Here is a 19609-nt window from a genome sequence, read left to right on the forward strand (position 1 = left end):
CCTCCACACCTACAACTACCATCGCTGCCACACCGCACTCGGAGGACAACCACCGATCACCCGCGTCAACAACCCTGCGGGTCAATACACCTAGCGGGCCGGGAGGTACCCCCACGCGCCCCTGGTTGTGCACCCGCTGCCGTTTTCCCCGCGCCCCCCTTCTCGCGCCCAACCGCTCGCGCGAGCCCCTATCGGGTGCGCTGGGGCATCAAGGGGCTGGCCTGGCGGGCCTGGGGGATCGGGGGGCGGGGGGTGGGGGGTGCCGGAGGCGCCGTCTCGGTTTCGCGGGGGGTGGGGAGGAGTTCGGTGGTGGGGCGGCGGACGCCGTAGCGGCGGTGGACGGCCTGCTTGGTGACGCCGAGCGCGGAGCCGACGGAGTCCCAGGAGAAGCCGAGGGCGCGGTCGAACTCGACGGCGGCGGCGACCAGGGTTTCGACGCTTTCGCGCAGTTCCTGGGCGAGGCGGACGGTGGGGGCGGGGGCCCGGCCGTAGACCACGAAGCCGGCGGAGGTGCTGGGGCGGCGGGGGCGGTAGACGTTGCCCAGTTGGGCGGTGAGCGTGCGCAGGGCGTCGACCTGGCGTCGGACCCGTTCGATGTCCCGCACCAGCAGGTGCAGGGACGCCCTGGCCCGGGCGTCGTGGTTGATCTGCTCGGCCATGGCCTGGTTGCCACCTCTCGGTCGGGTCGCGTGCTCGGGGCGCTCGCGCGTCCCGGTCAATTCGCATTGACCAACGCACGTCGGGTCGTTGGGTCACGCCCGGAGTGCGAGTCGGCATTTGCCGGTGACCGCTCCGAACTGGTGACGGGGATTGCATAGACTTCCCCGTAGGTCGTTGTTCACTTCCCCGTTCCGGGTGCAGAGGGAGTCGCAGTCTTGGCAGTTCAGCCGATCCGGATCTTCGGTGACCCCGTGCTGCGGTCCACCGCGAAGCCGGTGGTCACCTTCGACAAGGAGCTGCGGAGGCTGGTGAAGGACCTCACGGACACCATGCTGGAGGCCCCCGGCGCGGGCCTCGCGGCGCCGCAACTGGGCGTCTCGTTGCGGGTGTTCACGTACAACGTGGACGGTGTGGTGGGGCATCTGATCAATCCGGACCTGTCGTTGACCGAGGAGGAGCAGGACGGCCCCGAGGGCTGCCTCTCGCTGCCCGGGCTGCGGTTCGACACCAAGCGGGCGTTCGGCGTGGTGGCGAAGGGCTTCAACATGTACGGGGACCAGGTGACGGTGGAGGGCACCGAGCTGCTGGCGCGGTGCATCCAGCACGAGACGGACCACCTGGACGGGATCATCTTCATCGACCGGCTGGACCGGGAGACCCGGAAGGCGGCGATGAAGGCGATCCGGGAGGCGGACTGGGGCGGGGCTCCGGCGCCGACGGTGAAGATCTCGCCGCATTCCACGTTCGGTGTCATTCGCTGACGAGTTTGGCGCCGCGCCTGAGCTCGGCGTCCACGAACCGCCCGTTCCCGACCTGAGTTTCGGTGGGATTGTCGGAGGGGCCGGTGAAGGCCCGGTCGAACGACGATCGTTTTCCGGCAATCCGATGTTCTGAGCAGCCGGTTTTCTGCTGATCAGTTGGACTTCAAGAAAGGCCCATGCCCGTGCGTCTCGTCTTCGCCGGCACCCCCGAGGTAGCCGTTCCCGCCCTGGACGCCCTGCTGGCCTCCCGGCACGAGGTGGTCGCCGTGGTGACCCGCCCCGACGCGCCGTCCGGGCGCGGGCGCAAGCTGGTGGCCAGCCCGGTCGCGCAGCGCGCCGAGGAGGCGGGCATCGAGGTGCTCAAGCCGGCCCGCCCGAGTGAGCCGGAGTTCATGGCCCGGCTGGCCGAGATCGCCCCCGACTGCTGCCCCGTGGTGGCGTACGGCGCGCTGATCCGCCCCGGTGCGCTGGAGATCCCGGTGCACGGCTGGGTGAACCTGCACTTCTCGCTGCTGCCCGCGTGGCGTGGCGCGGCCCCCGTCCAGCACTCGATCATGGCGGGCGACGAGGTGACCGGCGCGTCCACCTTCCGGATCCAGGAGGGCCTGGACGACGGCCCCGTGTTCGGCGTCCTGACCGAGACGGTGAAGCCCACCGACACCAGCGGCGACCTGCTCGGTCGGCTCGCCTACGCGGGCGCCGAACTGCTGGTGCGCACCATGGACGCCATCGAGGACGGCCAGGCCCGCCCCGAGCCGCAGCCCGTGGACGGGGTGTCGCTGGCGCCGAAGGTCACCGTCGAGGACGCCCGGATCGAGTGGACCCACCCCGCGCTGCGGGTCGACCGGGTGGTGCGCGGCTGCGCGCCCGCGCCCGGCGCGTGGACCACGTTCCGCGGCGAGCGGCTCAAGGTGACCGGCCCCGTGCGCCTGCTGCCCGGTGAAGTCGCCCTCGCCCCCGGCGAGTTGGCCGTCAGCAAGAACAGTGTCCGGGTCGGCACCGGCAGCCACGAGGTGGAGCTCGGCGAGGTCCGCCCGCAGGGCAAGAAGGCGATGCCGGCCGCCGACTGGGCGCGCGGCGCACGGATCGAGTCCGGCGAGCGCTTCGAGGGCTGAGACCCGGCGGATGCCCGGTTCGGTTGGGTCTCGCCCTAGACTTCGGGGTGAGGCCCGGCCGCGCTGCCGGGTCGGACCTGATCCGCAGCACTTTGTTTCGAGGCACCCGTTGAGCACCCCCGCCGGCGCCAAGCGCGCCCCCCGTCCGCACCGCCGCCCCAAGAAGGACCCGGCCCGGATCGTCGCGTTTCGCGCCCTGCGCGCCGTTGACGAGCGCGACGCGTACGCCAACCTGATCCTGCCGTCGCTGCTGCGCGAGGCCGAACGCAAGGGCATGGAGCGCCGCGACGCCGCGCTCGCCACCGAACTGGTCTACGGCACGCTCCGCGGCCAGGGCACCTACGACGCGATCATCGCCGCCTGCGTGGACCGCCCGCTGCGTGAGGTCGACCCGCCGGTGCTGGACGTCCTCTCGCTCGGCGCGCACCAGCTGCTCGGCACCCGCATCCCCAGCCACGCCGCCGTCTCCGCGACCGTCGAACTCGCCCGCGTGGTGCTGGGCGACGGCCGCGCCAAGTTCGTCAACGCCGTGCTGCGCAAGATCAGCGCCCAGGATCTGGACGGCTGGGTCGCCCAGGTCGCCCCGCCGTACGAGGACGACGCCGAGGACCACCTCGCCGTCGTGCACTCGCACCCGCGCTGGGTGGTCTCCTCGCTGTGGGACGCGCTCGGCCGCTGGCAGCCCGAGGACTCCGGCCGCTCCGCGATGGAACGCCTGCTGGAGGCCGACAACGCCCGCCCCGAGGTGACGTTGGTCGCCCGCCCCGGCCGCTCCGACGTCGCCGAACTGCGCGAGGCGCTGCCGGAGGCCGAGGACGGCCGCTGGTCCCCGTACGCACTGCGGCTCGCCGAGGGCGGCGACCCCGCCGGGCTGGACGCGGTCCGCGAGAACCGGGCCGGCGTCCAGGACGAGGGCAGCCAGCTGGTCGCCCTCGCGCTCGCCAACGCGCCCGTGGACGGCCCCGACCGGCTCTGGCTGGACGGCTGCGCGGGCCCCGGCGGCAAGGCCGCGCTGCTCGGCGCGCTCGCCGCTGCGCGGGGCGCTGCGCTGGTCGCCTCCGAGAAGCAGCCGCACCGCGCCCGGCTGGTCGCGCGTGCACTGAACGGCAACCCCGGGCCGTACGCGGTCATCACCGCTGACGGGACCCAAGGGGCTTGGCAGCAGGGCGCGTTCGACCGCGTGCTGGTCGACGTGCCGTGCTCGGGCCTGGGCGCGCTGCGCCGCCGCCCCGAGGCGCGGTGGCGCCGGCGCCCCGAGGACATTGCCGGATTCGGGCCGCTGCAGCGGGAGTTGCTGCGGAGCGCGCTGGACGCGGTGCGGGTCGGCGGCGTGGTCGGCTACGCGACGTGCTCGCCGCACCTGGCCGAGACGCGCGCCGTGGTGGACGACGTGCTGCGCGGCCGGGAGGACGTGGAGTGGGTCGACGCCCGGCCGCTGCTGCCGGGAGTGCCGGCCCTGGGGGACGGGCCGGACGTCCAGTTGTGGCCGCACCTGCACGGGACGGACGCGATGTATCTGGCGCTGCTGCGGCGTACCGCCTGACGGCGCGCACCACCAGGGGCGCGTGGGGGTACCTCCCGGCCCGCCAGGGCTGGGGGAGAACCCCCGCGCCCCTGGTGGTGCACCTGCCTGCGTTTCGCGTCAGGCCTCGACGAGGGCCGTGAGGAGGCGTTGGAGGCCGCGTTCGAAGGTGGTGTCCGGGGCGGGCGGGGCGGCGCTCTGGGCGAGGGTGGCGGCGAGGTGCGGGTACTGGCCGGTGGCGGTGGCGGCCTGGAGGTAGCGGACCAGGTCGGCGAGCCAGCGGTGGTCGGAGGCCGTGGAGCGCTGTTGCCAGTCGGTGAACTGGCAGACGTAGCCCGTCAGTTGGGAGAACGCCTCCATCTTCGCGGTGCCGTTGAGCGGGGTGTCGGCGAGTGCGGCGAGGTGGTATTCGGTGACTCGCAGGCCGTTCGGGCCGAGGCCGGGGCGGTGGGCGATCAGGGTGGTGGCCCAGGTGTGCCGGGCCAGGATCGCCCGCAACTGGTGGGCGAGCAGGGTGAGATCGGCCCGCCAGTCGCCGGTGGGCTCGGGGAGGTCGTACTCGCCGGCCAGCAGGTCCAGCATCAGGTCGAACAGATGCTCCTTCTTCGGCACGTAGTTGTACAACGACATGGTGCCGGCGCCGAGTTCGGCCGCGATCCGGCGCATGGTCACCGCGTCCAGGCCCTCGCGGTCGGCGATGCCCACCGCCGCCCGGGCGATCGAGGTCCGGCTGTGTGCCGGACGCGGCCCGCGGCCGGAGTGCTCCGGGCGCAGCCAGATCAGCTCGGGTTCCTCGTCGGACGGCATGGTTGGATCACCTCGGCGGCCAGTCTACGCAAGTGACGAACGCATTCCCCTGCGGGCAGCAGGGGCGGCGTCCTACCGTGGGACCCGCCGAATGGCAGAACGTCAGAAGAGGGGCTGGGCATGGACATTCCGCTGGTGGATGCGGTGGCGGCGGTGCGGGACGAGTTGCTGGCGGCAGCCCGCGCCGGGGGTGAGCATCCGGATCTGGTGTTCGCGGTGGGGCCGGTGGAGATGGAGTTCGAGGTGGAACTGCGGGCCGACACCAAGGCGAAGGGCGGTTTCAAGATCTTCGCGGTCGGCGCGGAGGTCGAGGCGGGCGCCTCCCGCGGCCGTACCCATCGGGTCTCCTTCACGCTCACCCCGCGCGCCGCGAACGGCGGCGACCTGCTGGTGCACGGCGACCCGGCCCGCCCGTCGGGCCCGGGCGACACCTCGGACCGCATCCTGGACTGACGCCCTGTTGGGGCATGGGGGATCCGCCGTTTTCCGGTGGATCCTCCTCCGCATGTCCATGGACCTTTTCTCCGTACGGTGTACCCAGTAGTGTGATGCGCAGCGCTACTACGTACGATGTACCGAGAAAGGGCCTGCCATGAGCGACCCGGTCATTGCCGTTCGCGGCCTGCGCAAGACCTTCGGCGCCACGCGCGCGCTGGACGGACTCGAACTCGACGTCCCGGAAGGGGCGGTGTGTGCTCTGCTCGGGCCCAATGGGGCGGGGAAGACCACCTTGGTGCGGATCCTGGCGACGCTGGTGCGGCCGGATCGGGGGGAGGCCCGGGTGTGCGGGCACGAGGTGCGGCGGGAGGCCGTGGCGGTGCGGCGGGCGATCGGGCTGGCCGGGCAGTATGCGGCGGTGGAGGAGGGGATCACCGGCCGGGAGAACCTCGAACTGCTCGGCAGGCTGTACCACTTGGGCGCGGCGAAGGCCCAGAGCCGGGCGGCGGAGCTGCTCGCGGAGTTCGGGCTGGAGGAGGCCGCCGGCCGCCTGGTGCGGGGGTACTCGGGCGGGATGCGCCGTCGGCTGGATCTGGCTGCGAGCCTGATCACCCGGCCGCGGGTGCTGTTCCTGGACGAGCCGACCACCGGGCTCGACCCGTGCAGTCGGCGCGAAATCTGGTCGGCCGTACGGGAGTTGACCGCGCAGGGCTCCACCGTCCTGCTGACCACGCAGTACCTGGACGAGGCGGACCGGCTGGCCGATCGGGTCACCGTCCTGGACCGTGGCCGGGCCGTCGCCGACGACACCCCGCAGCGGCTCAAGGCCGCGATCGGCACGCTGGTCGAAGTCACCCTGCCCGAGGACGCCGATCTGGAACGGGCCCGCGCCGTGCTGGCCGTGCTGACCGGCGGCGTGCCCGCCGTGGACGCCGCGCAGTATCGGGTCAGCGCCGTCTCCGACCCGAACCGATCGCTTGTTCTGCCGTACCTGGTGCGGGAGTTGGACGCCGCCGGGGTGGTCGCCGTGGACGTGGCGGTGCGCACTCCCTCGCTGGACGACGCGTTCCTGGCGCTGACCGGCGCGGACCGGACGGAGGTTGCCGCATGAGCGCGATGACGATGCCCGTGGACGCCGCCGCCTCGGCGCGGCGGATCCTGCTGATCTACCGGCACTCGCCCGGCCTGCTGCTCTCCTCGCTGATGGTGCCGGTCGCCATGGTCGGGGTGTTCGGGTACGTGTTCGGCAGCGCGATGAACGTGCCCGGCGGCGGTTACCGCGAGTACCTGATGCCCGGCCTGTTCGCGATGGTCGCGGTGAACGCCGTGATGCCCGCCATGGTCGGCGGCGCGCGGGACGCCGGGCGGGGCGTCACCGACCGGCTGCGGTCGATGTCGGTGTCCCGGCTCGGCCTGCTCACCGGGCAGGCGCTGGCCGACCTGCTGGTGGCCGTCGTCGTCCTGGTGCCGACCGCGCTGGTCGGCCTGGCGGCGGGCTGGCGGATCCGGCACGGACTCGGCCCGGCGCTCGGCGCGTTCGGCCTGCTGCTGCTGTTCCGGTTCGCCTGCGGCTGGCTGGGCACCGCGCTGGGACTGGCCGTCGGCAAGGAGGAGACGGCCGGTCAACTCGCCGTCCTCACCATCCCGTTCTCGATGCTGACCAGCGCGTTCGTCCCCACCGGCGGGATGCCCGGATGGCTGGCCGCGGTCGCCGAGTGGAACCCGGTCAGCGCCGTGGTGGAGGCCGGCCGGCAGCTGTTCGGCAACCCGTCCGCGCCCGGCGGCGCCTGGCCCGCGCAGCACCCGGTGGCCGCCGCGCTCTGCTGGTGCGCGCTGCTGCTGGCGCTCGCGGTGCCGCTCGCCGTGCGGAACTTCGCGCGCGCCGGGCGCTGACGTAGCGTCAATCCCGATGAAGGCGTCGGGTGCTGGACAATTCCGCCGGTGCGGCAGAGGGTTGGGGTCATGGAGTACACCCACCTCGGCCGCACCGGCCTGTCCGTCTCCCCGCTGTGCCTGGGCACCATGAACTTCGGCGTGCACACCGAAGAGACCGACGCGCACCGGATCATGGACGCCGCGCACGGGCACGGCATCAACTTCTTCGACACCGCCAACGTCTACGGCTGGGGCGAGAACAAGGGCCTCACCGAGACGATCATCGGCAACTGGTTCGCCAAGGGCGGTGGCCGGCGGGAGAAGACCGTGATCGCCACCAAGCTCTACGGCGACATGGGCGACTGGCCCAACGAGGGCCGGCTCTCCGCGCTCAACATCCGCCACGCCGTGGACGCCAGCCTGCGCCGCCTGCAGACCGACCACATCGACCTGTACCAGATGCACCACATCGACCGGGCCACCCCCTGGGACGAGATCTGGCAGGCGATGGAGGTGCTCACCCAGCAGGGCAAGATCATTTACGTCGGTTCGTCCAACTTCGCCGGCTGGCACCTCGCCCAGGCCCAGGAGGCCGCCCGGGCCCGCCACTTCCTCGGCCTGACCAGCGAACAGTCGCTCTACAACCTGATCGAACGCAGCGTCGAGCTGGAGGTCGTCCCCGCCGCCCAGCACTACGGTCTCGGCCTGATCGCCTGGTCGCCGCTGCACGGCGGCCTGCTCGGTGGCGTGCTGCGCAAGGAACGCGAGGGCGTGCGCCGCACCCAGGGCCGGGCCGTTGACACCCTCAACGAGCGGCGCGAGCAGATCCAGGCGTACGAGGACCTGTGCGAGGAACTCGGCCACCAGCCCGGCGACGTCGCGCTCGCCTGGCTGCACAGCCGCCCGGCCGTCACGGCGCCGATCGTCGGCCCCCGCACCGAGGAGCAACTGGAGGCCGCCGTCCGGTCGTTGGACGTCGAGCTGGACGCCAAGACGCTGGAGCGGCTGGACGAGATCTTCCCCGGCTACCGCACCGCCCCCGAGCACTACGCCTGGTGAGCCGCCGCCCCCGGGGGCCGGCTGCGCTCCCGGGGGCCAACGATCAGTGCGCGGCCGGGAGCTGGGAGGGTGACTGCTCGGCCGGGGCGTGGGTGAGCAGGCACGGGTCGCCGATGTCCGGATCGCCGACGAAGACGAACAGTGGCAGCCGGCGCCGCTCGTCGCGCTTGACATGGAAGCGCCGGCGGTGGGCGGTGGGCGCCGAGGTGGTCGCCGGGGAGGGGCATCGTCGCAGGTGGGAGGGCGGTCGGCGGTGTCGCGGGCGAGGGTGCGCGGGATCGGGATGAAAGTACGTCAGGATGACCGGGTGAAGCCGATCAGCCATGCGGTGCCCTACTACTCCCAGTGGGAGTCGCCCGAACTCGTGCCCGACATCCTGGACGGCACGCTGCGGGCCGCCGACGACCCGCTCTGGGAGCGTTCGGGCGCGGCCGACGAAGCCGAGTACGAGTACTGGTCCTGGCGGCTGTGCGGGATGGCCTGCCTGCGGATGGTCCTCGACCACTGGTGGGGCATCGCCCCCGGGTCCGTACGGCTCGCCGAGGAGTGCGAGCTGGCCGGCGCGTACATTCGGCACCCCGACGGACGGCTCGACGGGCTGTTCCACTCACCGTTCGCCTCGTACGTCCGCGCCCGCTGGGGCCTGGACGCCCAGGCGATCAGCCCGCTGCCCGTCGACCGGCTGCCGGAGGAACTCGCCCGGGGCGTCCTCCCGATGATCTCCGTCCACCCCGCCATCCGGACCCTCGCCCCCGAGGTCCCCCGCCCCGGCGGCCACCTGGTGCTGGCCGTCGGCGCCGACGACGACGCGCTGTACATCCACAACCCGTCCGGCTACCCCGACGACTCCCAGCGCGCCGCCCGCGTCCCCTGGGCCGACCTCGACCGGTTCTACGCCGGCCGCGGCATTCTGCTCGGGCCGCCGCCGTACTGACACTTGTACGGCGGTTGGCTTGTGGGGGGTCGGCTGTCGGGGGTGTCGGCGGGGCTTTGGTCGGCAGGCTCGTGGGGGGTGGTCAGGAGGCGTTCGGCAGGCCGATCGGGGTGGTGGGCGGCAGGTCGGCGCGACAGGCCGTGGAGATCGGGCGGAGCGCGTCGGCGAGTTCGTCGAGCTCGGTGCGGTGGAAGTGCGTCCAGACCCGGGACGCGGCCAGGTCGGTGGCGGCCTCCAGGGCGAGGTGACGGCGGCGGCCCTCGGTGGTCAGCGAACCGTCCGCGGCCAGCCACTGACGCTCGATCAGGCGCTCCGTCGCCTCGTCCCACTCGGCGTCCGTCCAACCGCGGTGCGGCTGCATGGTCTCCCGGCGGGTGTCCAGCGCGCAGCGCACCACCAGTGCCTCGCAGCCGTCGAGCCCCTCGGCGACCAGTGCCGCCACGTGCCCGTCGCCACGGTGCTCGCGCAGCACCGTGGTGGCCTGCCACAGCCGGGCCAGCCGCCCGTCCTGCGCCGGAAGCGCGGCGTTGGCGGCGGCCAGCACCCGGCCCGCGCAGTCCAGGCCCTCGACGGCGCGCTCCAGCAGCTCCACCGAACGGTCGATCAGATCCGGCTTCACCTCCACGAGCACCCGCCCGAGCGCGCCGGTCGCGCCCTCCACCCGGGCCTGCAGCGCCCGTTCGGGTGTCGCGCGCCCCCAGATCTCCGGCAGCGCCCGCTCCACCATCTGCGGCGCGAAGTTGAAGAACGCCGCCACCACCGGCGCGGCCTCCACCGCCCCCAGCGGGGCCGACCGCCCGCCGAAGTAGCCGCGCCAGTACCCCCGCAGCCCCGCCGCCTCGTACGCGGCGCGGGCCTCCGGCGAGAAGTACGTGAGCGCGTGAACGGGTTCGAACAGCCACCACAGGGCACGTGCGGGGTGGACGACCTGGGTCATCGGACGCCTTTCGGTGAGGGTCGAGCTGTGCGGTTCAACTGCTTCGTGAGCCTGCCAGAGCGGATCGGCGGCGGGAAGGGTTCTTGTTTCGGCCGTGTGAACTTCCGTGCCTTGCTGCTCCGGGTCGGTGCCGGTGGTGCGGGTCGGGCGTACGGGATCGGGATCGGCCGGCTGCTGCCGGTGGTCAGGATGGCTGCGGCGCAGGGGAGTTGGATGGTGGGAGGAGTTCGGCCGGCTACTGATCCGCCGGTGGCATCGCGAGCGGGTTGACCGGCATGTGGGTGCGACAGAGTGCGGCGATCGGCTTCAAGAGGGCAGCCAGGTGGTCGAGTTGGTCCTGTGGTGTGCTCTCCCAGACGCGTCCGGCGGCCAGGTCGGTGGCGGTCTCGATGGACCGGTGCCGGATGCGGCCGAGTTCGGTGACCGTCCCCCGGGCCGTCAGCCAGCCCCGTTCGACCAGTCGGGTCGCGGCGGCCTCCCACTCGGTGTCCGTCCACCCGCGCAGTGGTTGGAGCACCTCGCGGTCGGCGTCCAGCGCGCAGTGGAGCACCGGCGCCTCGCAGCCGTCCAGCCCGGCCGTGACCAGCGCCGCCACATGGCCGTCGCCGCGGTGCTCGCGCAGGACGGTGGCGGCCTGCCACAGTCGTCCGTACACGTTCACGGGGTGGGGGAGCACGGAGTTGGCGGCTGCCAGGACCCGGCCCGTGAAGTCGAGTCGGGCGACCGCCTCCTCCAGCGCGGTGGCCGCCGCGGCGACCTGTTCGGTCGCGACCGGTTCCAGCAGTCGGGCCAGCACTGCTTCCGAGCTCCGGAGGCGGGCGGCCAGCGCCTGTTCGGGGCTGGCGTGCGTCCAGACGTCCGGCACGGCCTGCGCGACCAGCGTCGGGGAGAAGCTGAAGAACGCGGCGACCACCTGTTGCGCGTCCACCGCGCCCAACGGAGCCGCGCGGCCGGCGAAGTAGCCGCGCCAACTGCCGTCCAGCCCCGCCGCCTCGAAGGCCGCCCGGCTCTCGGGCTGGAGGAAGGTGACGGCGTACACCGGTTCGAAGAGTCGCCACAGTGCGCGGGCGGGGTGGACGGTAGGGGGCATCGGGAGACCTTCCTCGGAGGGGCCTTGTCGGATTGAGGGCCAGTCGGATTGGCGGGCGGTCGGATTGGTGGGCAGTCGGATTGGTGAGTGGTTGGCTTGAGGGGTGGTTGGCTTGAGGGCGGTCGATACAGGGGCTGATGGCCACGGCGGAGGCCCCGGTAACCTCGACCGGGTGTGATGACGGTCACCCGGGGGTTGCGGGGTGCGGTTGTCGGTGACGGGGCGCGGGATGATGGGACGGAGTTGCCCGTTTCCCGCGGCGTCCCAGCCTCCCTGCACGAAGGTGGTCGATCATGGCCCAGATCAGCCCCAGCATCCTGTCCGCGGACTTCGCCCGCCTTGCCGAGGAAGCCGAGGCGGTGCGCGGCGCGGACTGGCTGCACGTCGATGTGATGGACAACCACTTCGTCCCCAACCTCACGCTGGGCGTGCCGATCGTCGAATCCCTGGCCCGGGCCACCAGCGTCCCGCTCGACTGCCACCTGATGATCGAACAACCCGACCGCTGGGCCCCGCAGTACGTCGAGGCCGGCGCCGGCTCGGTCACCTTCCACGTGGAGGCCGCCGCCGCGCCCGTCCGCCTCGCCCGCGAGATTCGCGCCAAGGGCGCCCGGGCCTCGATGGCACTCAAGCCCGCCACCCCGATCGAGCCCTACGAGGACCTGCTCCCCGAACTCGACATGCTGCTGATCATGACCGTGGAACCTGGATTCGGCGGCCAGGCCTTCCTCGACATCATGCTGCCCAAGATCCGCCGCACCCGGCAGCTGATCGACAAGCACGGCCTTGACCTCTGGCTCCAGGTGGACGGCGGCGTCGCCCCCGCCACGATCGAGGCCTGCGCGGAGGCGGGCGCGGACGTCTTCGTCGCGGGCTCGGCGGTGTACGGCGCGGCGGACCCCGCCGAAGCGATCAGGGCCCTGCGGGCCCAGGCGGAGACGGCGACGGCGGCGGCGGGGTGGGGGTGCCGGCACTGATCGCCGACCGCGAGTCGCTGGCCGCGAGCTGCTGCGTCGCGAGTCGCTGGTCGCGTGGCGGGCCGGGGCTGGGTGGCTACGGGGACGGGGGCCCGTTTTGGTGGTGGTCGTTCGGGGCGGACGGTGACGGCGGCTGGGTGGGCCTGCCGACGCTGGCTGTCCGGGCCGGGGGCCGGGGGCGGGGGCGGTAGCAGTGGGGGCCGGGGCCTTGCTGGTGGTGGCTGTTCGGGGCGGACGGTGACGGCGGCCACGGGCCGCTGGCCGCGAGCTGCTGATCGCGTGGCGGGCCTGGGCTGGGTGGGTGGCCACGGGGGCGGGTGACCTGGCTGGCGTTGGTCGTTCGGACAGCCCGGTGTAAGGGGTGGAGCGTGCCGGTGACGACGAGGCCCTCGCTGACCTCGCCGCCCTCACCGGCACCCGGCCCACCTTGGCCGCGAAGGCCCGCGACGACCAGGGAGCCGCGTGCGAACTCGCGCAACTGGTCCTCGGCCAGTGGACGGCGACCATGCCGACCGCTCTCCGGGAGGCGGCGTGAGCGAGCAGCACGTGTTCCGCAAGCGGATGCGCCGTGGCGCGGCGACGGCGGAGGAGTTCGGCTGGCGGCAGCTCGCCGGCCGACTCCAGGCACCGGTCCTGCACGCGCGCGTCCCTGCCGGCGAGGCGTACGACGAGTTGGCGTACGAGGACGTGTTCGCTCCCGGCCGGGCCGGGCACCTGCTGGGCGACCTCATCTCCGCCGCAGACGACGACCCGACCACGGTCGGCGCGGTCACCGGCCTTGTCGACGCCGTCTGCGACGACCTGATCGCCGCGGTGGCCACCAGCGGGCGCACCGCCGCCCTCGCCGAGTGCGTCCCCACCCTGTACACCGAGCGCATCCGCCCCGGCGGCCGTATCGACACCTGGTGGCTGAACCGCGACCTCACCCTCGCCCCCGCAGGCGGTCCGGACCTGCTCGCCGTGCGCGACATGGCCGGGTACACCATCACTGCCAACGGCACCCTCCTGCCCCTGGACGTCCCCGCCGCGATCCGCTCCGCCCGAACCGCTCTCGACCCGTCCGGCCGGTGGAGCACGGCCCTCACCCAGGGCGACCCCACCGAACCCAACATCGCCAACTCCACTGCTGGCGGGGCGTGCTGGCTGGACTTCGAGTACGCCGGCCGCAACACCCTCGCCGGAGAGATCGCCAACCTGCTGTGGTTGCAGGGCCGCACCGCCCTGGTCACCGGCGCGGCCACCGGCATCGGGGCCGCCACCGCCCGCGCCCTTGCCGCGGCCGGTGCGGCCGTCGCCATCGCCCACTTCGGCCAGATCGACCAGGCCCGCATCGTCCTGGACACCGTGCGCCGAGCCGGCACCGACGGCATCGAGATCAGCGCCGACCTCACCGAACCCGACGCCGCCGCCATGATGGCCGGCCAGATCCGCAACGAACTCGGCCCGGTGGACATCCTCGTCAACAACGCCGGCGCCTACCCGAGGACCCCGTGGGCGCAGACGGACGAAGCCGCCTGGGCGGCGGCGCTGGAGATCAACCTCACCGCCCACTACCGCACCTGCCGGGCCGTCACCCCGTCCATGACCACCCAGGGCTGGGGTGGATCGTCAACGTCTCCCCCGTCAACGCCCGCACCGGACGAGCCGGCCTGACCGCCTGCAGCGCCGCCAAGGCCGGACTCCTCGGCCTCACCGCCTCCCTGGCCAGGGAACTTGGCCCACATGGGATCACGGTGAACACTGTCCTTCCGGGGGCGATCCAGGTCGACGCCGAGAACGCCCTCCCCGCCCGTCACCGCGCCCGTCCCGAAGACCAGATCGCCCGGCAGAGCGTCCCCCGCGGGGCCAGCCCGACGACGTCGCCGCCGCCATCGCCTACCTCACCAGCCCGGCCGCATCCTTCATAACCGCCCAGGCGTTGCACATCGACGGCGGCTGGCTGCCCCACTGACCCACGACCGACCACTACCACGGAGAACACCATGAAGGAACGCGTCCGCGCCGTCCTGCTCACCGACCACTGCACGATGCTCGTCATCAACCGCATCCGCCCCGGCATCCCCCCGTACCAGGTTCTCGTCGGCGGCGGCGTCGAAGTCGAGGACACCGACCTGAAGACCGCCCTGCTTCGCGAGATTCGCGAGGAGATCGCCGGCACCGCCACCGACCTGCGCCCCTTCCACCGGCTGACGAACGACAAGGGCGAGATCGAGCACTTCTACACCGCCCACATCAGCACCTGGAACTTCGACGACCGCACCGGGCCCGAGTTCTCCTGCGACGACCGCGGCGAGTACCTGCTCGAAGAAGTCTCTCTCACCGCCGACGCCATCAACGCGCTGAACCTGATGCCGCCCGAGATCAAGACCGCACTTCTGGACGCCCTCGCCAGCGAAACCCTGCCCACCGCAGCGTAGGCGTCCTCCACGAAGCACTTCACCGCCCGCCGGGCGAAACCGCCGACTACACCGACCCGCCGCCATGGCCGCCGCCGGCCACGGCCTCACCCACACGAGCGCCGCCAACCTGCCGTCGCGAATCCTCTTGGCGGGGTCGTCCACCGCAACAGGGCGCGGATGCCCGTTCGGGCCTGGGCCGAACCTGCCACCCTCGCCTGCAACGTCGGCATCCTCGCCTCTGAAAGGGTGTTCGATACCGATTTAGGCTGCCGCAGGCGGTTTCGGGCGGAGGTATTGCCCGGTTCTGTCCGGGCTGGCGGTCAGCCGGATGGTCATCGAGTTGACCACGGCCCACTGGATCATCGAGCGTGACCGGTCCGGCAGCTCCTCGTAGTCGCGGTGGAGCCGCCGGTACCGGGCCGTGATCCCGAACGTCTGCTCCGCCCGCCAGCGGATCGGCTGCACGACGAAGCCTTCTGCTCCTTGTCGCGGGCGACGACCTCGACATCGATGCCCAGGGCGGTGCCGTGCCTGACGACGGCGTTGTTGTACCCGGCGTCAACCCAGGCCTTGGTCACGCTCGGCCATCGGTCGGCAAGGACGTCGAGGACTTGCTTCCCGCCCGCGGAGTCCTGGACGCCGGCGGCGGTGACGATCAACACCAGGAGCAGGCCGAGGGTGTCGGTGGCGATGTGTCGCTTGCGGCCCTTCACGCGTTTGCCGCCGTCCCAGCCCTGGCTGTTGGCGGGGGCGTTGGACTGGGTGGCGAGGCCGACGCCGTTGCGCTCCATGGTCTGGATGAAGGCCTCAACGACCTTGTGGTCGAAGGTGCCCATCCGGCGGCTGCGGAACGCGGGGTAGAGGTGGTGTTCCAGCAACGAGTTGAGGTGGCGGAGGGAGGCGGCACCGAGGTGGCGCTGGCCGGCCTTCCACTCCTCGACGTACGGCTCGAACTGCATCGGGCCGTACTTCTGGATCCGCTCGGCTTTGCGCTGGCTCTGCCGTCCGGCTGCGTTGCGGTAGCGGATCTTGTACTCGTGCGGGCACCGCAGCCACCGACTCTCGGGGTGCTCGCACTCCTTGAAGAAGCTGCCCATGCCGCGGACGAGGTTGATGGTGGCCATGGTTGTCGACTCCCAGGTGCCTTGCTGACCTTTTGCTGACCCCGGATGGTCCGCCAAGCCCCTGAGCTGGGAAGAAACGTCAAAGCCGTGGTATGTGGTGGAACTTCATCGGCCGGACCGGCGAGGAGATCGCGCAGGCGCGGGACGACTGGGAGAAGGGTTCGCGCTTCGGCGAGGTGCACGGTTTCGACGGGGCCCGATTGCGGGCTCCGGTACTTCCCGACACCCCGCTGAAGGCGCAGGATTCCCATGTGCGGGTAGGCGTGACAGCGTCTGGTCGGATCGGTGCTGCCCTGTTGCCGACTTGTCCGACGTATCGTCAGATCATTGCGCGGGGCGGTTGAGTCAGCCGTGGTTGGGGTGGCTGCGGTTGATGAGGAACTCGGGCCCGTACACGTGTGTGTTGTCATGCGGTAGGGGCTTGGCCATCAACGCCTGCGCGGCCCCTTTCAGCGCGAACATCACATTGATCGACTGGCTCAGCGCGGAGGTGTCTCCGTCCCGCCATGCCGTCTCCAGGAGGTCGAGCATCTTGGTGTACTTGTCGTTGAAGGCGGCGAGAAGGTCCGGCACGTCGTCCGGGGGGTTGGGCCAGGACCCCTCCGTGAGCCTGCCCATGGGGTACGTCTCGGGGAAGGGAACCGGATCTCCGACCCAGTCGTACGCTGTGGGGCCGGAGGACGTGGGCACCAGCCGGTGTCCCTTCCAGATCTCACCGAAGCCGTAGTAGTGGGCCAGCTGTCCGTCGGCGGTGGGGTCGTCGGGCAGGTGGCTGGTGCCCTCTCCCTGCTCCTTGATCACATCGATCGACTCCGTGATCTGGTCGACCGAGGTGAACTTCTCCAGCGTGTTCCTGCCGATCCGCGCCTCCATCTGATGGCCCGACCCGATGGACGGTTCGACGTTCTTGAACGCGTCCCGCACCGCGTCGTAGAACTCGCCGATCGTGACCCACTCCTCCTGCAGGCGCGCGAGCGGGTTCTCGGGCATCTCGATCTCCATGAAGACCTCCCGGACGTACGTCTGGGTCAGCCCCTGGAGGTACACATCGATCGTCGGCCGCACATTGCCCGGCAGCTTGCCCGGATACGTCGGGGCCGCGGCGAGGATGCGCGGCGTCCCACCGATCGCCGACAGCATGTTGCACGCCATCCCCATGTGGTACATCTCGTCGTGGACGACGCTCTTGATCACGGCCTCGGCTTCGGAGCCCGCGGTCTTGATGGACCACATGCCGCACAGGTAGGGCGGCAGGGTCGACAACTCCAGGGCGATGGCGGACTGCAGACTCTCCTTGATCCACCTCAGGTCGTGATCGACCGCTGGGATCTTCATGAGTTCGGCGATCGGCACCGGCTTGGTGGCGAAAGTGGTCACGGCGGTTCCCGTTCTTTCGATGGAAGCGGCGGGCAGACACGGTCGACGTGGCCGGAGTTCGAGAAGAAGATCCGGCCGATCGCGACTGTTCCGTGCGAATCCGTGCGCCGCTGAGTGCGCATGCGATCGTTCCCGGGGCGGATTGCGACAAAAGCGGACAGATGCCTGAAGACTCCATCGGCGTACTCGCCGTCCGGCGCCGTGCGCGGACCCGCGCCCGCAGCCGGTCGTGGAACTCGGCGGCCAGACCCGCGGTCCCGGCACCGCCGGAAGAAGGCGCAGGCGCGGTCCCACGCGGGGAAGTCCTCCGGCACCGCCCGCAAGTGACGCCGCCCGCGACCAAGTAGCGCACGGCGTCGACCGGCTGACGGCGGCAGAAGCCCTCCGGGGCGGGCGCAGGCGCGTGCGGAGGGGCGGTCCGATGGCGGGCCGCGTGGCTGCTGTTCGTCGCTCGCCCGTCGATTCCGGTTGCCCCGGCGGTCACCGGTGGGGCGGGCGGGAAACTGGGCGGGATTTATGGCGGCTTAAGCGGCAGCTCCGAGGATGAGGGCATGACCCCCCAGCGACTCGCCTCCGACAGTCCGCAGGAGCTCATCGACCTCGCCAATCGCTTTGCCGAGGCGCAGGGGCTTCTGGCCGCCATGGAACTCGGTGTCTTCACCGAACTGCACGAACGTCCCGCCGATGCGGCGGAGTTGTGTGAGCGGCTGGGGTTGGTTCCCCGGCCCGCCACCGATTTTCTGCACCTGCTCGTCACCCTCGGGCTGCTTGAGGTCGAGGACGGGCGGTTCGTCAACAGCGGGGCGGCGGAGCGGTTCCTGGTGGCCGGGCAGGCCGGCTACCTGGGGAGCTCGCTCGGCTACTACAGCAGGCTGATGTACCCGTCCTGGTCGGGCGTCGCCGCCTCGCTCCGGGGTGGGGCGGGCGGGGCGGCCGGGGTGGACGGGAAGCCCCGCGGTGACGGGTGGACCAGTGGGTTCTACTCCTCCGTCGCCGACGACGAGGAGACCCTGTCCGACTTCCTGGACGGCCTGGACTCCTACAACTCGGTGCCGGGCGACCTGCTCGCCGACGCGCTGGACTGGTCGCGGTACCGGACGGTCCTGGACGTCGGCGGCGCCCGGGGCAACCATGTCGCGCACATCGCGCAGGCCGCGCCGCACCTGCGGGTCGGGGTGTTCGATCTGCCGCAGCTCGGCCCGTTCTTCGACCGGCTGATGGCGGGGGCGGGGCTGGCGGAGCGCGCCCGGTTCCACGGCGGGGACTTCTTCGCCGACCCGCTGCCGGTGGCCGATGTGGTGATCTTCGGTGACGTGCTGCACAACTGGTCGCCGGAGACCCGGCGGATGCTGATCGGCAAGGCCGCGCAGGCCGTCCGGCCCGGGGGCGCGGTGCTGGTGTTCGACCGGATGATGGACGACCGGCGCTCGGACCGGGCCAAGCTGATCGCCAGCCTGAGCATGTACCTGGCCACCCAGGGTGGGGGCTCGGAGTACCTGGAGTCGGAGTGCCGCGACTACCTTGCGGACGCCGGGTTCGTCGATGTCGGCACCGCGCCGTTCGGCACGGCCGGGCACGTGCTGGCGGTCGGGCACCGACCGGCCGGGGCGCAGTAGCGCCGCCGGCAGACGCGACACAGTTCGGCCGGGGAGGGCGAGCGCCCTCCCCGGCCATTGGCGTTCCCCGGGTGCCCCCGGCCGTTCGCGTTCCCGGGGTGCCCCCGGCCGTTCGCGTTCCCGGGGTGCCCCCGGCCGAACTGTGTCACGTTCCCCGGATGCCGCGTCCGGGTGTGGCGGTCAGTCGGCGTCGGGGTCGGCCGCCAGCGTGCGGAAGCCGGGCTGGAGCAGCTCGACGATCTTCTCGGGGGCGGCGTCCTTGAGCGGGTCGAGTTCCAGCAGGTGGCGGCCGATCACCACGCCGAGGTGCGCGGTGATCAGCAGGGCGGCCCGCAGATCGGCGTCCTCGTCCTCGGGGAGGGCGGTGGCGATCTGCTTGATCTGCTGGCCGAAGATCGCCCGCATCTCGGCAGCGGCCTCGGGGTGGGTGAGCATCGAGCGGAGCATGGTCAGTGAGGTGGCGGGCATGCCGGCCAGCTTCACTCCGAGCCCGGCCAGCAGGAGTTCGCTGAGCGGTTCGGTGGCGTCCGCCTCCATCGACTCGGTGTCGATGCGGACGACCTGCCGGAACAGGCCTTCCTTGCTGCCGAAGTACTGCATGATCAGGGCGGGATCGACCTCGGCGGCTTTGGCCACGGTCCGCATGGTGGTCCGTTCGTAGCCGAGTTCACCGAAGATCCGGCGGGCCGCCTCAAGGATGCGGCGCTCCGAGTTGCGACGTCGTTCGGCCCGGGAGCGGGCAGGTCCGTTGGTATCCACGTATCGATATTACCCAAGCCCACTCAACGTGCGTTGACTCAGCTCGAGCCTTGGCTCTACGGTTGTTGAGTAAATCGGAGTCCTGGGTCGGCCGCCGGGTGCTCCGCCCTGCCCCCTGCCGTCCGGCAACCGCTCAGGCGGGTCCGGACCGGGCTCGAC

20 protein-coding genes and 2 pseudogenes are annotated in these 19609 nt (G+C 71.8%); 15 read left to right on the top strand and 7 right to left on the bottom strand.

Features of this window, described 5'->3' with window-relative positions; translation table 11 throughout:
• Positions 1-188 precede the first annotated feature (188 nt).
• Positions 189-659: a hypothetical protein gene (locus ACFV18_RS31165; protein WP_073816791.1), complete on the bottom strand. Its 471-nt coding sequence runs from the start codon at positions 657-659 to the stop codon at positions 189-191.
• Positions 660-875: 216 nt separating this feature from the next.
• On the opposite strand from ACFV18_RS31165, the gene def reads away from it, so the two are divergent.
• The 3 genes from def (at position 876) to ACFV18_RS31180 (ending at position 4079) form a co-directional block, all read left to right on the top strand.
• Positions 876-1421 (top strand): peptide deformylase, encoded by a 546-nt coding sequence (def, locus tag ACFV18_RS31170; protein ID WP_380488649.1) that lies wholly within the window; start codon positions 876-878, stop codon positions 1419-1421.
• Positions 1422-1603: 182 nt separating this feature from the next.
• On the top strand, positions 1604-2536 hold the full coding sequence (gene fmt, locus ACFV18_RS31175; protein WP_380488677.1) for a methionyl-tRNA formyltransferase: 933 nt from the start codon (positions 1604-1606) through the stop codon (positions 2534-2536).
• Positions 2537-2645: 109 nt separating this feature from the next.
• Positions 2646-4079: an RsmB/NOP family class I SAM-dependent RNA methyltransferase gene (locus ACFV18_RS31180; RefSeq protein ID WP_380488650.1), complete on the top strand. Its 1434-nt coding sequence runs from the start codon at positions 2646-2648 to the stop codon at positions 4077-4079.
• A gap of 99 nt (positions 4080-4178) precedes the next feature.
• Here ACFV18_RS31180 and ACFV18_RS31185 read toward each other — a convergent pair whose 3' ends face one another.
• Entirely contained in the window at positions 4179-4865 is a 687-nt protein-coding gene (locus tag ACFV18_RS31185) for a TetR/AcrR family transcriptional regulator (protein WP_380488651.1), read from the bottom strand.
• 120 nt (positions 4866-4985) lie between these two features.
• Here ACFV18_RS31185 and ACFV18_RS31190 point away from each other — a divergent pair, with 120 nt between their 5' ends.
• The 5 genes from ACFV18_RS31190 (at position 4986) to ACFV18_RS31210 (ending at position 9171) form a co-directional block, all read left to right on the top strand.
• A complete protein-coding gene (locus ACFV18_RS31190; RefSeq protein WP_380488652.1) occupies positions 4986-5318 on the top strand; it encodes a trypco2 family protein in 333 nt (110 codons plus the stop codon).
• A 139-nt stretch (positions 5319-5457) separates the two neighbouring features.
• Complete coding sequence (locus tag ACFV18_RS31195; RefSeq protein WP_380488653.1) at positions 5458-6414, top strand: ATP-binding cassette domain-containing protein; 957 nt, start codon at positions 5458-5460, stop codon at positions 6412-6414.
• Positions 6411-7196 carry an ABC transporter permease gene (locus ACFV18_RS31200; protein ID WP_380488654.1) on the top strand — a complete coding sequence of 262 codons (786 nt, stop codon included), beginning with the start codon at positions 6411-6413 and terminating at the stop codon, positions 7194-7196. Before ACFV18_RS31195 ends, ACFV18_RS31200 begins: the two co-directional genes overlap by 4 nt.
• Positions 7197-7265: 69 nt before the next feature.
• Positions 7266-8237, top strand: coding sequence for an aldo/keto reductase (locus tag ACFV18_RS31205; protein ID WP_380488655.1), 972 nt, complete (start codon positions 7266-7268; stop codon positions 8235-8237).
• A 283-nt stretch (positions 8238-8520) separates the two neighbouring features.
• A complete protein-coding gene (locus tag ACFV18_RS31210; RefSeq protein WP_380488656.1) occupies positions 8521-9171 on the top strand; it encodes a C39 family peptidase in 651 nt (216 codons plus the stop codon).
• A gap of 82 nt (positions 9172-9253) precedes the next feature.
• Here the strand turns inward: ACFV18_RS31210 and ACFV18_RS31215 are convergent, their stop codons facing one another.
• Both ACFV18_RS31215 and ACFV18_RS31220 read right to left on the bottom strand, forming a co-directional pair.
• On the bottom strand, positions 9254-10108 hold the full coding sequence (locus tag ACFV18_RS31215; protein WP_380488657.1) for a hypothetical protein: 855 nt from the start codon (positions 10106-10108) through the stop codon (positions 9254-9256).
• A 235-nt stretch (positions 10109-10343) separates the two neighbouring features.
• Positions 10344-11198: a hypothetical protein gene (locus ACFV18_RS31220; protein WP_380488658.1), complete on the bottom strand. Its 855-nt coding sequence runs from the start codon at positions 11196-11198 to the stop codon at positions 10344-10346.
• Between the two features lie 290 nt (positions 11199-11488).
• On the opposite strand from ACFV18_RS31220, the gene rpe reads away from it, so the two are divergent.
• The 5 genes and pseudogenes from rpe to ACFV18_RS31245 all read left to right on the top strand — a co-directional run bounded on the left by rpe (position 11489) and on the right by ACFV18_RS31245 (position 14592).
• Complete coding sequence (gene rpe / locus ACFV18_RS31225) at positions 11489-12175, top strand: ribulose-phosphate 3-epimerase (RefSeq protein ID WP_380488678.1); 687 nt, start codon at positions 11489-11491, stop codon at positions 12173-12175.
• 361 nt (positions 12176-12536) lie between these two features.
• Positions 12537-12710 carry a hypothetical protein gene (locus tag ACFV18_RS31230; RefSeq protein WP_380488659.1) on the top strand — a complete coding sequence of 58 codons (174 nt, stop codon included), beginning with the start codon at positions 12537-12539 and terminating at the stop codon, positions 12708-12710.
• A gap of 434 nt (positions 12711-13144) precedes the next feature.
• Positions 13145-14082 (top strand): annotated as a pseudogene (locus tag ACFV18_RS31235) (SDR family NAD(P)-dependent oxidoreductase).
• Entirely contained in the window at positions 14046-14126 is an 81-nt protein-coding gene (locus tag ACFV18_RS31240) for a hypothetical protein (protein WP_380488679.1), read from the top strand. The pseudogene ACFV18_RS31235 and the gene ACFV18_RS31240 overlap by 37 nt, the downstream one beginning before the upstream one ends.
• A gap of 31 nt (positions 14127-14157) precedes the next feature.
• Complete coding sequence (locus ACFV18_RS31245) at positions 14158-14592, top strand: NUDIX domain-containing protein (RefSeq protein WP_380488660.1); 435 nt, start codon at positions 14158-14160, stop codon at positions 14590-14592.
• A 341-nt stretch (positions 14593-14933) separates the two neighbouring features.
• Here the strand turns inward: ACFV18_RS31245 and ACFV18_RS31250 are convergent, their stop codons facing one another.
• Complete coding sequence (locus tag ACFV18_RS31250; RefSeq protein WP_380488661.1) at positions 14934-15698, bottom strand: transposase; 765 nt, start codon at positions 15696-15698, stop codon at positions 14934-14936.
• Positions 15699-15790: 92 nt separating this feature from the next.
• Between ACFV18_RS31250 and ACFV18_RS31255 the strand changes: the two are divergent.
• Positions 15791-15934: pseudogene (locus tag ACFV18_RS31255) on the top strand (pirin family protein); the annotation flags it as partial.
• 109 nt (positions 15935-16043) lie between these two features.
• Here ACFV18_RS31255 and ACFV18_RS31260 read toward each other — a convergent pair.
• A complete protein-coding gene (locus ACFV18_RS31260) occupies positions 16044-17075 on the bottom strand; it encodes a ferritin-like protein (RefSeq protein WP_380488662.1) in 1032 nt (343 codons plus the stop codon).
• Between the two features lie 551 nt (positions 17076-17626).
• Between ACFV18_RS31260 and ACFV18_RS31265 the strand changes: the two genes are divergently transcribed.
• The gene (locus tag ACFV18_RS31265) at positions 17627-18691 is read left to right on the top strand and encodes a methyltransferase (RefSeq protein WP_380488663.1); all 1065 of its coding nucleotides are present in this window, start codon (positions 17627-17629) and stop codon (positions 18689-18691) included.
• Positions 18692-18871: 180 nt separating this feature from the next.
• Here ACFV18_RS31265 and ACFV18_RS31270 read toward each other — a convergent pair whose 3' ends face one another.
• Positions 18872-19450: a TetR/AcrR family transcriptional regulator gene (locus ACFV18_RS31270; RefSeq protein WP_380488664.1), complete on the bottom strand. Its 579-nt coding sequence runs from the start codon at positions 19448-19450 to the stop codon at positions 18872-18874.
• Positions 19451-19609: the final 159 nt, after the last annotated feature.

This window comes from Kitasatospora sp. NPDC059673, assembly GCF_042734215.1.
Taxonomy (GTDB): Bacteria; Actinomycetota; Actinomycetes; order Streptomycetales; family Streptomycetaceae; genus Kitasatospora.